The following is a 14,394-nucleotide window of genomic DNA, read 5'->3' as shown; positions in this document are numbered from 1 at the left end:
CCACGCCCCGCGCCGTCGCACCCGCGGTCGCCGCGCGCCCGTTAGATTCGACACATGCCGCTGTCGAGGAAGAGTTCGGCCCCACGATCGGTTCCGGCGCGCGCGATGGCCGGCCTGCTCTGCGCGGTGTTCGCCGCAGTGAGCCTGCTCTGCGCGCCGAGCGCGAGCGCGGAACCGCCGTCGCGGATGGGTCCGCAGGTGGTCGACAGCGCGGACGTGCTCAGCGGCGCCGACGAAGCCAGGGTGCTCGAGGCGGTCGACCGGCTCTACCGCGACCACCAGGTCAAGCTCTGGGTGGTCTACGTCCGCGATTTCGCCTCGATGGCCCCGCGCGACTGGGCGGCCCGCACCTCCGAGCTGTCCGGTTTCAGCGATCACGATCTGCTGCTCGCGGTGGCCGTGGACGATCGCGGCTACTGGCTCCACGGCATCCTGCCCGACGGTGTCAGCGACGGCGAGCTGGATTCGCTGCTGGCAGGCACGGTGGAACCCGATCTGCGGGACCGCAAATGGGCGCAGGCCGGGGTCGACACCGCCGACGGCATCGGGTCGGCGATGCGCGGTGGTGGTGTGCCGTGGGGGTGGCTCGTCGGTATCGGACTGGTGGTCGTGCTGCTGGCAGGTGGCCTGCTCCTGTTCTCCCGCAAGCGCCGTCGCGATCGTGACCGCGCCGAACTCAGCACTGCCCGTGCCGTCGACCCTGCCGATTCGGCCGCGCTGGCGAAACTGTCGCTGCCGACCTTGCACGCGCTCTCGCGCGAACGGCTCGTCGAGATCGACGACGCCGTGCGCACCAGTGCCGAGGAATTGGCCTTGGCCACCAGCGAATTCGGCGAGACCGCGGTGACACCGTTCCGCACCGCGCTCGACGCGGCCCGTGCCGCCACCGCCAAGGCGTTCACGATCCGCCAGCAGCTCGACGACGCCGTCCCGGAAACCCCCGATCAGCAGCGCAGCATGCTGATCGAGCTGATCTCCACCGCGGGCACCGCCGACCGCGAACTCGATGCCCAGGTAGCCGATTTCGACACGATGCGCGATCTGCTCATCGACGCACCGGCCCGGTTGGACGGGTTGACCCGCGACATCGTCGACCTGACCGCGCGCAAGCCGGCCTCCGAAGCCGAACTGGCCCGGCTGAATTCGGCCTACCCCGCCTCGGTGCTGGCCCCGATCCACGACAACGTGCGGATGGCGACGGAGCGAATCACCTTCGCCGAGCACAACATCGACACCGCCCGCACCGCGTTGACCCGGCCGGTCGGGCAGCAGGGCGGGGCGGTCGCGGCGATCCGCGGGGCGGAGGGCGCGATCGGTCAGGCGCGCACCTTGCTCGATGCGGTCGACCAGGCGGCGACGAATATCCAGCAGGCACGCGACGGGCTGCCCGCCGCTCTCGACGAACTGCGCGCCGATCTCACCGCGGCCTCGGGGCTGACCGAATTCGGCGGTCCCGAACTGGCCGCCGCGGTCACCAGGGCCGACACCACCGTGAATGCCGCGGCAGCCACCGCCGAATCCGATCCGCTCGGCGCCTTCCACGAGGCGGTGACCGCCGACGCCGAGCTGGATCGCGCGATCGCGGCGGCCTCGGATCGCAAACTCGCCGTGGAGGATCTGCGGCGCAGGCTCGACCGCACGCTGACCGACGCGGCTGGACGGATCGATGCGGCGTCCTCGTTCATCACCACCCGCCGTGGTGGGGTCGATGCCGAGGCGCGCACCCGGCTCTCCGAGGCGCAGCGTCATCTCGACGAGGCGCGTCAGCTGGCGGGCACCGCTCCCGACCGCGCGCTCAGCAGCGCACAGACCGCCGCCGACCTCGGCGGACGGGCATTGCAGCAGGCGCAGGCCAGCGTGCGTGCCTGGGAGTCCAGGCAACCGGTGGCGGGCGGCGGATCGCAGGCCGGTGCGGTGCTCGGCGGCATCCTGCTCGACGGTTTCCTGCGCGGCTCGATCGGCGGCGCGACGCGACGCGGCGGTGGCGGGTTCGGTGGTGGCGGGTACCGGCCTGGTTCCTACGGCGGATCGTCAGGATCGCGCCGGGTCAGCCGAGGTGGCCGATTCTGAATTGGCTCGACCCGCTGTATCAGGCGGTCGCGGCCTCGTGGTCGGCCTGCCAGGTCAGCTCGGCGGCCACGGCGGGCAGTAGTTCGGCCGCGCGCACACCGCCGCCGAGCCTGCCGATGGTCAGCCTGCCCAGGTAGGTGTAGACCAGGAACGTGACCGCCGCCGAGGCGCCCGTCGACGGACGTGGATGCGCGGACAGGTAGACGATCTCGTAGTCGTCGAGGATCAGGCCCGTCGGCGCGCGGAAGGTCGGCACCGTGCCGGTGTTGGTGAGGGCGATGTGCCCGGCGGTCGAGTGGATGCGGGTGGGGCCGAAGAAGTCCGGGAAGTGCAGTACCGACTGTTCGATCACGCCGGTCGCCAGATCGTCGTGCAGTCTGGTGCCGATGCGCCTGGCCAGGGCGACGATGTCGTCGGTCCCGGCGGTGTCGGTGGTGAAGGCGGCGAGGCCGGAGATGTTCGTGCCCGCCGCAGCCTGGATCGGCGGGTCGAGTCGCCTGCGCATGTCGACCGGGTAGACACAGCCGACCTCCGCCACGTCGTAGACCGACGTGAACGCCCGCAGCACCGCCGCGGTGACCAGCCCGTTCACACTCACCGCATGGGTCCGCGCCAGGTCGAGCACCCGTGCGGTCTCGGCGGGGTCCAACCGGATTCGCGCCGGCCTGGCCAGCGCGGCGGTGGCCTGCGGCGACGGCTCGACCACACCCACCGCATCGGCGACGACGAGCGGCCGGGTGACGGTCTCCAGACCTGACCGCGCTCCACGCTCGGTCCCCCGCTGCGCCAGTAGCGATTCCAGCGACACCGGATACTCCCGCGACCCGACCGCGATCGAGCCGTTCTCGACGTGATCGGTGTAGTAGTCCCACAGCCGCGCGAACAGTTCGACGCAATGCCCGGCGTCGGCGACACTGTGGTGCACGAACAGGGTGACCCGCGCCCGATCCTCTTCGGCGAGAACCACATCCAGATACCCCAGCTGATCGGCGGGGTCCATCGATTCGGTGGGGATCCTGACCTCGTCGGGATCACCGAAACTCACCCACGCGCCGACAGGATCGATATGCCCGGGGCGCAGCAGGATTCCGTTCTCGTCGGCGTCCTCGACGATCCGGCACACCAGGACCGGGAAGGCACGCTGCAGTGCCGCGAACGCCGCGCCGAGGGCCGCGGCGTCGAGTTCACCGCGAACGGTCACCGAGCGTCCGGTGAAGGTGGCATGCCGGACGAATCGTTGTTCCGACGGGTCGAGCCCCCGCACCACATCTTCCGGTTCCCACAGCACAACGCACAGAGTGAGGCACGAGCCCGGCCGATGCAAACCGTCAGGTACGCACTGTGATCACGTCCACGCCGCGCACGCAGCGAAGCCCGCGCCGGACGAGGGCGCGGGCTTCGATGTGATATGTGTCAGGCGCCGATGAGGTGGGTGGCCAGGTAGGACTCCACCTTGTCCAGGGCGATGCGTTCCTGGGCCATCGAGTCGCGTTCGCGGATCGTCACGGCCTGGTCGTCGAGGGTGTCGAAGTCGACCGTGATGCAGAACGGGGTGCCGATCTCGTCCTGGCGACGGTAGCGGCGGCCGATGGCGCCCGCGTCATCGAAGTCGACGTTCCAGTTGCGGCGCAGCTGGGCGGCGAGGTCCTTGGCCTTGGGGGTCAGGTCGGCGTTGCGCGAGAGCGGCAGCACCGCGGCCTTGACCGGCGCAAGGCGACGGTCCAGGCGCAGCACCGTGCGCACGTCGACGCCGCCCTTGGCGTTGGGGGCCTCGTCCTCGGCGTAGGCGTCGACCAGGAACGCCATCAGCGAACGGGTCAGGCCGGCCGCGGGCTCGATGCAGTACGGGATGTAGCGCTCGCCGGAGGCCTGATCGAAGAAGCTCAGGTCGGTGCCGGAGTGCTCCGAGTGCGTCTTGAGGTCGTAGTCGGTGCGGTTGGCGATGCCCTCGAGCTCGCCCCACTCGCTGCCCTGGAAGCGGAAGCGGTACTCGATGTCGGTGGTGCCCGCCGAGTAGTGCGACAGCTTTTCCTTGGGGTGCTCGAACAGCCGCAGGTTCTCCGGATCGATGCCGAGGTCGGTGTACCAGGCCAGGCGGGTGTCGATCCAGTACTTGTGCCACTCGGCGTCTTCACCGGGCTTGACGAAGAACTCCATCTCCATCTGCTCGAACTCGCGGGTCCGGAAGATGAAGTTGCCGGGAGTGATCTCGTTGCGGAAGCTCTTGCCGATCTGGGCGATGCCGAACGGCGGCTTCTTGCGCGCGGTGGTCTCGACGTTCTTGTAGTTGACGAAGATGCCCTGCGCGGTCTCGGGGCGCAGGTAGTGCAGGCCCTCTTCGTCGTCGACCGGGCCGAGGAAGGTCTTGAGCAGGCCGGAGAAGTTCTTCGGCTCGGTCCACTTGCCGGGCTGGCCGGTCTCGGGGTCGTTGATGTCGGCCAGGCCGTTGGCAGGCGGGCGGCCGTGCTTCTCCTCGTACGCCTCCAGGAGATGGTCGGCGCGGTACCGCTTGTGCGTGTGCAGCGACTCGACCAGCGGGTCGGAGAAGGTCGCGACGTGGCCGGAGGCCTCCCAGACCTGGCGCGGCAGGATCACCGAGGAGTCGAGGCCGACGACATCGTCGCGGCTGGTGACCATGGTGCGCCACCACTGCCGCTTGATGTTCTCCTTCAGCTCGACGCCCAGCGGACCGTAGTCCCACGCCGACTTGGTGCCTCCGTAGATCTCACCGCACGGGTAAACCAGGCCCCGGCGCTTGGCGAGGTTGGCAACGGTGTCCACCTTCGACTTGGGTGCCACGCGAGATATCTCCATCCACTGCGAGTCGGAATTGTTCGCTACGTCGTATCCGACAATGGAGCGACGTACCGTACACGTATTGGGTCAAGGGTATCGGGCAGCGTCCAGTGAGATTGCAGCAGCCGACCGGAGCCGCCCGGCGCGTCATTTGACATGCGCACCCGTGCATATCAAAATGGAATCGGTTTCCATTAAGGAGTTGGTTGATGACCACCGATGCCGCGGCCGCACACGCGCACAATCCGTATCACTCCCCCGCCCCCGCGACGGTGCCCGCGCGCCAGGTACTCGAGGACGCGGGCGAGTTGTTGCGGGCGCTCGCCGCGCCGGTGCGGATCGCGATCGTGCTGCAGTTGCGCGAGTCGCCGCGCTGTGTGCACGAGCTGGTCGATGCACTCGGGGTCACCCAGCCGCTGGTCAGTCAGCACCTGCGCATTCTCAAGTCGGCGGGCGTCGTGCACGGGGAACGCTCCGGCCGCGAGGTGCTCTACGAACTCGTCGACGATCATCTGGCGCACATCGTCGTCGATGCCGTCGCCCACGCCGAGGAAGGGTAATCCGTTGGCAGACAATCCCTCCGGAAAGCAGGTCGGGGTCCGCAGCACGCGTCAGCGCAGCGCCATCTCGGCGCTGCTCAGCGATATCGACGAGTTCCGCTCCGCGCAGGAACTCCACGACGAGCTCCGCAAACGGGGCGAGGGCATCGGCCTGACCACCGTCTACCGGACACTGCAGTCGCTCGCCGACGCGGGCATGGTCGACGTCCTGCGCACCGATTCCGGCGAATCCGTCTACCGCCAGTGCTCGAGCGGACATCACCATCACCTGGTGTGCCGCCACTGCGGCCGCACCGTCGAGGTCGAGGGCCCGACGGTCGAGGCGTGGGCCGAGACGATCGCGGGCGAGCACGGTTTCACCGAGGTCAGCCACACCCTGGAGATCTTCGGCACTTGCCGCGACTGCGTGCGCGATCGCGTCGCCGCGGACAAGGACGAGACCGCTACGGTCTAAATTATGTGACTCACGTCACATAATGGAACCCCCGGTTCGACTGCCCCGTCCAACCTTCACGAAGGGACCGATCCGCACGGTGGTACCGACGGCCTGTGGCCGGCTCGGCGCCGAAGGAGGGGGAATCGTGAGCACGCTGGGTGTCGAACCCGATCAACTGAAATCTCTGGCGACGACGTGGCGGCAGGAGTCCGACGAAGTCGGCAAACTCCCGTGGTCGGCAATGGGCGAAGCGACCGGCGACGGCAGCGATGTCCTCGCCGCCGTGCGCGCGATGGCCGATCCCGCACAGCAGGCGATGTCCTCGATCGCGACCAGGTTCACCACCCTGGCCGATCTGGTGGACAAGTTCTCGGCGGACATACAGGCCAAGGATGCCGAGATCGCCGGCGAGATCGGGAAGCTGAGCGACCGCTGATGCGCCCGACGATCACCCAGCTCGACGGCTGGAATCTCGACGGTCTGCACCGCGCCGCCGACGCCGCGCGCGCCAATGCCGATGTCGTCTCCGCCTCGGTCGACGACTGCTCCCGCGCGGTCTCGGCGACGGGCAGCTGGCACGGGCAGACCAGGGACGCGGCAGGCCGGCGCGTCGACGAGGAAGTCGATCATGGCTACGAAGTGCGCACCGTGCTGCTGCGGATCGCCGACGACGCCGAGGATGCCTTCCTCGGACTGAAGCACGCCAGGACGTATGTGCTGGATCAGCGGAATCTCGCTGCCGGACAGGGTTTCTCGGTCGCACCCGATGGCCGCGTGTCCCATCCGGACCCCGAGAAGGAGGGCGCGGCGGGCGTTTTCCAGCTCAACCTGTTCGGCGGGCTCGACGAGATCGAACGCCTCGACAACCAGTTCGGCACCCGCCTGAAGGAATCGCTGGCCGACCTCACCGCCATCCGCGACGGTCAGCCCGACATCACCCTCGCCGACGGGACCATCCGTGACCCCGACGCTGTGGCGATCCAGCTGGCGTCGATGTCGGCCGACGAGCGGGCCAGCTTCCTGGCCGGATTGAGCCCGGAGGCACAGCGGCAGCTCGTGATCGCCGCGCCGGAGAAGCTGGGCAATCTCAACGGTGTGCCGTTCGTGATGCGGATCGAGGCCAACGAGATCACTGTGCGCAATGCGCTGACCGCGGAGAAGGCGAAGCCGAATCGGGACGAGTCCCGGGTCGCACAGCTGGAGGCGATGCTCGCGCCGATCCCGAATCCGGAGGGGACGGGCACGCTCGACACCACGCCCGCCGCCACCGCGACGCCGCGTCTGGACATGGTCGATCGCAAGTTCGTCATGTTCAGCACCGAGGGCAACGGGCGGATGATCGAGATGGTGGGCGATATGAAGTCCGGTGCGCCCGGGGTCGGGGTGTACGTGCCGGGCACGTCGACCAACCTCAACGGTTCCGGGTCCAATCATGTTGCCGCGTGGAATCTCGCCGACCAGACCGACGGTCCCGTGTTCCTCTATATGGAAGGCGATTTCCCGCAGAGCCTGACCAGCCTCTCCGATGGTGCGCCCAGCCCCAGGTTCGCCGCCGACATGGCTCCGAGGCTGGTGGAGTTCGGGAAGGAGATCGACCGCGAGGTGGCCGCGAGTGCGCCGGGCACTCCGGTGACGTACGTCGGGCATTCCTACGGTGGCTCGATCGTCGGGTCCGCCGAGCAACTCGGCCTGCGTGCCGATCGGATCCTGCACGCGTCGTCAGCGGGTACCGGTGTGTTCGATACGGGCTGGAACAACCCGAATCCGAACGTCCAGCGGTACTCGATGACGGCGCCGGGTGATCTCATCGGCGTCGTGCAGTCGTATCCCGAAGGGGGACTGACTGTCCCGGGTGGGATCCGCCTGCCTGGCAATCCGCATGCGTCCGATGAGCTCGGCGGGGATCCGGACGAAGTGCCCGGAGTAGTCCGGCTCGACACCGGCTACTACAGCGGCACCTCGACCGACCATCCCGGGGAAGTCGTTTTCGGCACCGACGGCCACGGCAAGTACTGGGACGATCCGGGATCGACTGCCTTCCGGAACATCGTCGGGGTGATCGAGGGCTCGTCGGCGACCGCCTACGTCGAGCGCGGGATCGAAACCCCGTTCGTCGATATCGGCTTGGGCGACAACGGAAACGGTGCCAAGGAATCCTTCGACGCCGCCAAGGCAGCCGCGGCCCAACAGGCGGCCGCCGCGTTCGATATCGACATCGACCCCTACGCCGGACCGCGCGTCACCGACAATCCGGACCCCGGTGTGAAGATCGATATCCGATGAGAATCGCTGCTGTGCTCGCCTTGGTGGCGGTCGTCGCGACAGGGTGCGCGACCTTGGACGAGAAGGGTCCGACGAACGAGGACATCATGCAGGGCACTGGCCTGACCGTCGCCACGGCCAGGCCGATCGTCGCGGACAATTTCGAGCTCATCTGGCCGGAGCAGCTGGCCGTCGACCCGGCGGCGGTCGATGTGAGCAAAGGCTGCCGGACCAGTATGGCGGCCATCAGCTACGAAGGCCCGCCGTGGCGCCCACGATACGAGCGGGAGGTGGTCAACCCGTCTCAGGAATTCGTCGACCGTGCCATGGCCAATCTCGAGGCGATGACCGCCCGTGGCTTCACCCTGGTGCCGAGCCAGAATCCGGACCAGGACCCGGTGAGCAGGTACTACCGGGACGCACAGGGATTCTCGGTGTCGTCGTCCCGGATCCGGGTGGGCCAGAACGACGAGGAAGTGCGGTTCACCATGGCCGCCGCCTCTCCCTGCGCGGCAGAGTGACGGAGCGCGGTTCGGACTAGACTCTGCACAGCCGTGACCGCTCGGGGATTCGAGCGAAGCTGTCTACACCAGGAGGGGATGGTCGAGTTGACAGTGCGAGGCAGTGTGGTGAAGGTCGTCGGGGTCGTGGCTGTGGGGATGGTCGCGGTCAGCTGCGGGGATACCGGGAGTGGGACGGCTCCCTCGCCGACCAGCAGTGTGAGTGTGGCGGCTAGCCCGACCTCGGTGGATGCCGAGGCGAAGGTGTGGGATCCGTGTTCGCTGCCGGATTCGGCTGTCAGTGGGGTGGGGTTGAACGCCGGCAGCAAGAAGAAGGACGTGGCGGGCGTGGACTTCACGGGGTGGAAGGTCTGCAGCTGGACGGATTCGGAGAAGAAGTACACGTTCGCCGTCATGGCGTCGGAGCACACGCTGGCTGAGTCGCGGCAGCGGACCAGCGAATACACCGGATGGACCGACCTGACGGTCGGCTCCCACAACGCACTCGAGTTCCGGCCGATCGGCTCCGCCAATGACGTGGCGTGCTACGTCAGCGTTGAAGTCCCCAACGGCTCAGTTGATTTCAAGGTGCAGAATCGTGTGAGCGCCGTGGGAGCCGCTGAGCCGTGCGGCGAAGCGCGCCGACTGAGTACGGCCTTGGTCCAGTATCTTCCTGCGAGCTGACGGGGGCGGCAGATGGTTCTCGGAATCAATCCAATTCAATGGAATCAGCTACTTACCCAAGCGAATGCGGGCGAGCTGGCGCTCGATCCCGAAGTGGGCAGAGACTTGGACCGGGTCTGCGACGATCATCTGGATCGTCTTGAAGAAGTCTATGAGCTCGTCGACCGCGTCAAACGCATCGACGGGTTCGGGTCGTTCAACTCGAGCCAGGTACTGGCCAAGAAGTTCTCACTGACCGCCTCGGGCGGCGATCGAGCGTTGGACACGGTGCTTCGGCAGCACATCGAAACGGTCCAGACCGCGAAAGAGGTTGTCGCCAAGGCGATTGCCAACTTCGTCGCCCAGGACCAATCGACCGGCGCCCAGATCACCGCGGCGGGAGAACCCGGATGACCTACGACGAGTACAAGAGCAAGGTGATCGCCGCGCAGGAGCAGTGGAACACCGAGCGAGCCGGCATCTACAACCGTCAGCAGCAGGGCAACTACTCCACGATCTTCAGCGGCGACACCCAACCGCCGCACATCACCGTCCCCGACAGCTACGACAGCATGACGCTCGCGCAGATGCAGGCCGCGGTGGCGGCGATGAAGCCGCAGCTGGTCGACGACGCGGTGACGGCGTGGGCGAACATCGGCATGAACCTGATGGGCACGTTCTACAAGTTCAACCAGGAGTTCGCCCGCACCGTCACCGGCGCGAACGGGCGCAGTGGCTGGACGGGTGCGGCGGCGTCGGCGGCGGTGGCCGCGGTGAACAACTACGCGGAGCAGTCGATCCCGTTGTCGCAGGCGGCCACCGCGATCAGTTTGAAGCTGGCCGAGATGCGCACGGGCATCGAGGAGACCCAGGCCCTGATGCCCGGTTTGACCGAGCGCGCGAACGTCACCGGCAAGACGCTGCCCCAGGACGGCGTGATGAAGGTCGACGAGCACAATCAGCAGGAAGCCACCGATGAGGGCAGGCGGATCCTGCGCACGGTCTACAGCCAGGTAGCCGCCCAGACCGACAACGGCGTCCCCTATCTGCCGACGGCCCCGTCCATCACCCCGGGCACCGGCGACCCCGGCACGGCGGGCGGCAACGGCGGCACGAATACCGGTGGGACATCAGGACAAAGTTCCGGCGGCGGGTCGATCACCGGCGAACCTTCGACCGATACACCGGGCGAGGGCACGCCCACCGAGGACACCGACACCCAATCCCCCACCACATCGCAATCCACCGACACGGGTTCGACCACCCAGCAAAGCCCCAGCACCACACCGCAATCCGCGACACCGACCGCGACCACACCGAGCTCGACTGCTCCCGGCACCACAACACCGATCACCCCCACCACACCGGGAACAGGCAGCCCCGCAACCGGCGGTCGTGGCGGAGGTGGCGGCACACCAGGCGCCGGCGGTCGCGGCGCAGGTGGCGGCACCCCGTCCACGCCGGCCCCGGGCCGCAGCCTGCCCGGCAGCCAAACCCCCGCCGCCGCAGCGGCTGCCGCGGCCAGATCCGGTGCGGCGACCGGTGGCCGTGGCGCGCCAGGCATGGCGGGCATGGGTGCGCCGGGCGCGGGCCGCGGCGGGTCCGACGACGAGCGGACCAAGGGCATCCCCGACTATCTGATCAACCAAGGCAACGGCGAGCTGCTGATCGGCACGGACGGACTCCGGACCGTGCCCCCGGTGATAGGCGGAGACCACGACAGTGCACCGAGCTGAATTCACCGGCCTCGAGTTCGAGATCCTGTGGGCAGGCTACGGCCGTGACCGTCTCCCCTACCCCTTGCAATACCGCACCGACATCGCGGACTTCGACGAACTGAAGCGGCATCGGGAAGCGGCGGTCGAGAGCCTGCTCCGCAAGTACGATCCCGCGGTCGAGCACGCCCTGACGGTCCTGCTCGACCCGGATGCCAGGGTCGAATCCAAAGGCTTTGTCGGACAGGACACCTCGAACGCCATCCGCTTTCACGGCGCGATCCGCGGACCCGCAGGCGCGACCTTGACCCAGGCGCGCGGCACCGCCGAGGACATCGGCGGCGACGTCGTCATGACCTACTGCCGCGCAGAGCAGGTGGCCGCCCTCGCGGTGGCCGCCCTCCCCGCCGCGAAGCCGGGCACCAAGGCCCCGGTGGAAGTCCGCCGCGAACAACTCGCCGCCGAAGAGGAACACTTCGAATACCGCGCAGGCCAACTCAGCTCCGCCGACCAGCTCAACCGCATCTTCCGCCGCAAACGCCACGCCTTCGGCGAAATCTCCGCCTTCTCCGGCCCCGCCGTCGACGCCCGCCCCAGCCCCGGCCGCACCTTCTGGTGGATGGACTACGACGACGGCCGCTACTACGTCAAAACCGGCGACCCCATCATCGCCGAACCCCTGTCCCCCGACCGCATGATCGCCGGTATCCGCCGCATGCTCGCCCGAGCCCAGCGCTACCACCAGGAATTCGGCGACCCCGACGAACGCCTGGCCTGAGCGCCGTCACCACCGACCGTCGAACAGCGCCTGCAACGCGGGCACGGGCTCGGCGACCGTCGACGTATTCGCCACCGCGACAACGACGAACACCACGGTCAATCCCATCGTGAGCAACCCGAGCCCGGCGAGGACTCCCCGCTCCCCCGAGGACCTTCCCGCACGCCGCTTCCACAACACCACCGTCGCGATGGCACACCCCACCGCGACCACGGACGCGATCACCACCATCGCGACGTGATAGCGCGTGAAGTCACCGATCATCACCTCGAGCGCGGGCGAAGAACCCGACGCGGCCAACTGCCGACCGACGCCTTCCAAGGTCCCCGCCAGTTCCGACCCCACCGGGTCGTCGAACAGCATCGGCAACACCGAGGCGTAAGGCGCCACCGCGCCTTGCACATTCGCCATCACGGCCAGCAACGCGACGAGCGCGCACGTCGTGACGCCCGCACCGGCCGCCCCGAGCGCAACGCGGCGCCCCCACCCCGAATCATCTTCCTGCCCAACGGCTTTCCACAACACCGCGGCCAGTGCAGTCAGAACCCCCAGCAGCGCAACCGCGATCAACGCTTTGACTACGTGATACCGAAACCAGTACTCCACCACATCATTCAGCGCAGGCGAGAACTCTCCGACCCCGGAACTCCAGTACCCGACGAACGCCACCCGCAACGCATCCCGCAGCTCCCCCGCGTCCCCGATCCCGCCCTCGGATCCCCACCCCGCCACCATCCCCGGAACGAAGACGAACGCGACGCCGAGCAGCACCGACGCCACCGCGATCAGCCCCACCCCACGCCCGGAAATTCGTCTCTCCCGCGGTGCCACCGCCAGACCGCCCACGATGATTCCTCCATTCAGAAACGGCCACCACGACACCAGCAGTCGCTCACACCGATGCTAACGAGCCCTTTCTGGTGCGACGCGTGGCGCGCTAGAATTCGGAGGTCGTTGGGGTCGACTCCCGACCGGAGAACACTGTGACCGAGGCCGACTACGTCGTTGTGGGAGCGGGGAGCGCGGGCTGCGCGGTCGCGCGCAGGCTCGCCGAGAGCGGCGCGTCCGTGGTGCTGCTGGAAGCGGGCGGAGCGGACGACAAGGGCTGGGCCCGAATGCTGTTCCGGATTCCGGGCGCGATCAACGTCATCCATTCGACGCCGCAGCTGAAGAAGCTGTTCGATTGGGGCGACAAGTCGATACCGCAGCGCCACGCGCTCGGCCGCCAGATCCCCATGACGCACGGCCGGATACTCGGCGGATCGAGTTCGGTCAACGGGATGCTCTTCGTCCGGGGCAACCGGAAGAACTTCGCCGATTGGGCCGCCGAGGGCTGTGACGGGTGGGCCTATGAGGACGTTCTGCCGTATTTCCAGCGGATGGAGGACTGGGAGGACGGCGCGAGCGCCGTGCGCGGCTCCGGCGGTCCCATCAAGGTCACACGCCAGCACACCATCACCGACGCGGCGCGCGCATTCATGGACGCCACCGAGACGCGCCTGGGTGTGCCGAGAATCGACGACTACAACGGCGAGAGCCAGGAAGGCGTCGCGGTTTTTCAGCAGAGCGCCGCGAACGGATTGCGATACTCCGCGTCCAAGGGCTACCTGCACGAAGATCCGCTGCCAAACCTCACGGTGCTCACGGAAACGACGGTGACGAAGGTCGTCATCACAGGATCCCGCGCGACTGGCGTGGAGATCCTGGTCGACGGTGGCAAGCAGGTGATCGGAGCATCACGCGAGGTCGTCGTCTCGGCCGGCGCGTTCGGTTCGCCGCAGATCCTGCAGCTGTCCGGGATCGGCCCCGCCGCGCACCTGAAAGAGCACGGTATTGCCGTCGAAGCGGACTTGCCGGTGGGCGACAACCTGCACGACCACCTCTTCGTCCCCCTCTCCTTCGAGATGAAATCGGCATTGCGCAGGCCGACGGCGCCGTACTTCCTGCGTGGTTTGGCGGCGGAACGATTTCGTCCGGGATCGTCGTGGGCGGCCGGTTCCTCCTTCGAATCCGTCGCGTTCGTGCGCACCTCGCATGCGCGCGAAATCCCTGATCTGCAACTGCTCAGCCTCTACTGGGTCTATCCGTCGCCGAATCAAGACTCCGGCACGCGCATCGTTCCGGCAACTAAAAGACCAGGTCAGAGCATTTTCCCCGCGCTCATCTACCCGGAGAGCCACGGAACCGTCCGGTTGGCATCAGCAGATCCGACCGCCGCGCCACTCATCGACCCGGCATATCTGACGGCCCCCGAGGACACCGAGGTTCTTCTGGAAGGCATCGCGATGGTCCGCGAGATCATGGCGGGAACAGGCGACAACGAGGACGAGATTGTCCCAGGCGCGGATTTCACCGACGAAGCGGCGATGCGCGAAGAACTGCCGAACCGCATCCACACCATGTATCACCCGGTCGGCTCGGTCCGCATGGGTACCGACGAGCGCGCGGTCGTCGATCCGCAACTCCGAGTACGCGGAATCGACGGCCTCCGCGTCGCCGATGCGTCGATCATGCCGAGCGTGACAGGCGGCAACACCAACGCGCCCACGATCATGATCGGCGAGAAATGCGCCGACCTGATCCTGAAAGGCTGAGGTTCAGCCACACGGTTCGA

14 protein-coding genes are annotated in these 14,394 nt (G+C 67.7%); 11 read left to right on the top strand and 3 right to left on the bottom strand.

From position 1 onward, the window contains the following. Positions 1-54: 54 nt before the first annotated feature. Positions 55-2,070, top strand: a complete 2,016-nt coding sequence (locus IEY60_RS26030) for a TPM domain-containing protein (protein ID WP_189033099.1) — start codon at positions 55-57, stop codon at positions 2,068-2,070. A 19-nt stretch (positions 2,071-2,089) separates the two neighbouring features. On the opposite strand, the gene IEY60_RS26025 is transcribed toward IEY60_RS26030, so the two are convergent. Continuing rightward, positions 2,090-3,358: a phthiocerol/phthiodiolone dimycocerosyl transferase family protein gene (locus tag IEY60_RS26025; RefSeq protein ID WP_189033098.1), complete on the bottom strand. Its 1,269-nt coding sequence runs from the start codon at positions 3,356-3,358 to the stop codon at positions 2,090-2,092. A gap of 125 nt (positions 3,359-3,483) precedes the next feature. Then, positions 3,484-4,884, bottom strand: a complete 1,401-nt coding sequence (locus tag IEY60_RS26020) for a glycine--tRNA ligase (RefSeq protein WP_373291762.1) — start codon at positions 4,882-4,884, stop codon at positions 3,484-3,486. 191 nt (positions 4,885-5,075) lie between these two features. Here IEY60_RS26020 and IEY60_RS26015 point away from each other — a divergent pair, with 191 nt between their 5' ends. From IEY60_RS26015 to IEY60_RS25975, 9 genes are all read left to right on the top strand, one after another. Next, positions 5,076-5,426, top strand: a complete 351-nt coding sequence (locus tag IEY60_RS26015; RefSeq protein WP_189033096.1) for an ArsR/SmtB family transcription factor — start codon at positions 5,076-5,078, stop codon at positions 5,424-5,426. Next, entirely contained in the window at positions 5,398-5,880 is a 483-nt protein-coding gene (locus tag IEY60_RS26010; RefSeq protein WP_373291761.1) for a Fur family transcriptional regulator, read from the top strand. Before IEY60_RS26015 ends, IEY60_RS26010 begins: the two co-directional genes overlap by 29 nt. Positions 5,881-6,007: 127 nt before the next feature. After that, positions 6,008-6,298, top strand: a complete 291-nt coding sequence (locus tag IEY60_RS26005) for a type VII secretion target (protein ID WP_189033094.1) — start codon at positions 6,008-6,010, stop codon at positions 6,296-6,298. After that, positions 6,298-8,145 (top strand): alpha/beta hydrolase, encoded by a 1,848-nt coding sequence (locus tag IEY60_RS26000; protein WP_189033093.1) that lies wholly within the window; start codon positions 6,298-6,300, stop codon positions 8,143-8,145. Before IEY60_RS26005 ends, IEY60_RS26000 begins: the two co-directional genes overlap by 1 nt. After that, positions 8,142-8,645, top strand: a complete 504-nt coding sequence (locus IEY60_RS25995; protein ID WP_189033092.1) for a hypothetical protein — start codon at positions 8,142-8,144, stop codon at positions 8,643-8,645. Before IEY60_RS26000 ends, IEY60_RS25995 begins: the two co-directional genes overlap by 4 nt. Positions 8,646-8,723: 78 nt before the next feature. After that, the gene (locus IEY60_RS25990; RefSeq protein WP_189033091.1) at positions 8,724-9,308 is read left to right on the top strand and encodes a DUF3558 domain-containing protein; all 585 of its coding nucleotides are present in this window, start codon (positions 8,724-8,726) and stop codon (positions 9,306-9,308) included. 12 nt (positions 9,309-9,320) lie between these two features. Continuing rightward, on the top strand, positions 9,321-9,701 hold the full coding sequence (locus IEY60_RS25985; RefSeq protein ID WP_189033090.1) for a hypothetical protein: 381 nt from the start codon (positions 9,321-9,323) through the stop codon (positions 9,699-9,701). Then, positions 9,698-11,023 (top strand): hypothetical protein, encoded by a 1,326-nt coding sequence (locus tag IEY60_RS25980; RefSeq protein WP_189033089.1) that lies wholly within the window; start codon positions 9,698-9,700, stop codon positions 11,021-11,023. The genes IEY60_RS25985 and IEY60_RS25980 overlap by 4 nt, the downstream gene beginning before the upstream one ends. Further along, positions 11,010-11,780, top strand: coding sequence for an ESX secretion-associated protein EspG (locus tag IEY60_RS25975; RefSeq protein WP_189033088.1), 771 nt, complete (start codon positions 11,010-11,012; stop codon positions 11,778-11,780). The genes IEY60_RS25980 and IEY60_RS25975 overlap by 14 nt, the downstream gene beginning before the upstream one ends. Positions 11,781-11,786: 6 nt before the next feature. Here IEY60_RS25975 and IEY60_RS25970 read toward each other — a convergent pair whose 3' ends face one another. Then, complete coding sequence (locus tag IEY60_RS25970; RefSeq protein ID WP_189033087.1) at positions 11,787-12,626, bottom strand: hypothetical protein; 840 nt, start codon at positions 12,624-12,626, stop codon at positions 11,787-11,789. A gap of 137 nt (positions 12,627-12,763) precedes the next feature. Between IEY60_RS25970 and IEY60_RS25965 the strand changes: the two genes are divergently transcribed. Continuing rightward, complete coding sequence (locus IEY60_RS25965; RefSeq protein ID WP_189033086.1) at positions 12,764-14,374, top strand: GMC family oxidoreductase; 1,611 nt, start codon at positions 12,764-12,766, stop codon at positions 14,372-14,374. Positions 14,375-14,394 lie beyond the last annotated feature (20 nt).

It is taken from the genome of Nocardia rhizosphaerihabitans (assembly GCF_014646295.1).
In the GTDB taxonomy this organism is placed as follows: Bacteria; Actinomycetota; Actinomycetes; order Mycobacteriales; family Mycobacteriaceae; genus Nocardia; species Nocardia rhizosphaerihabitans.
This window is presented reverse-complemented; position numbering and strand designations above follow the sequence as displayed.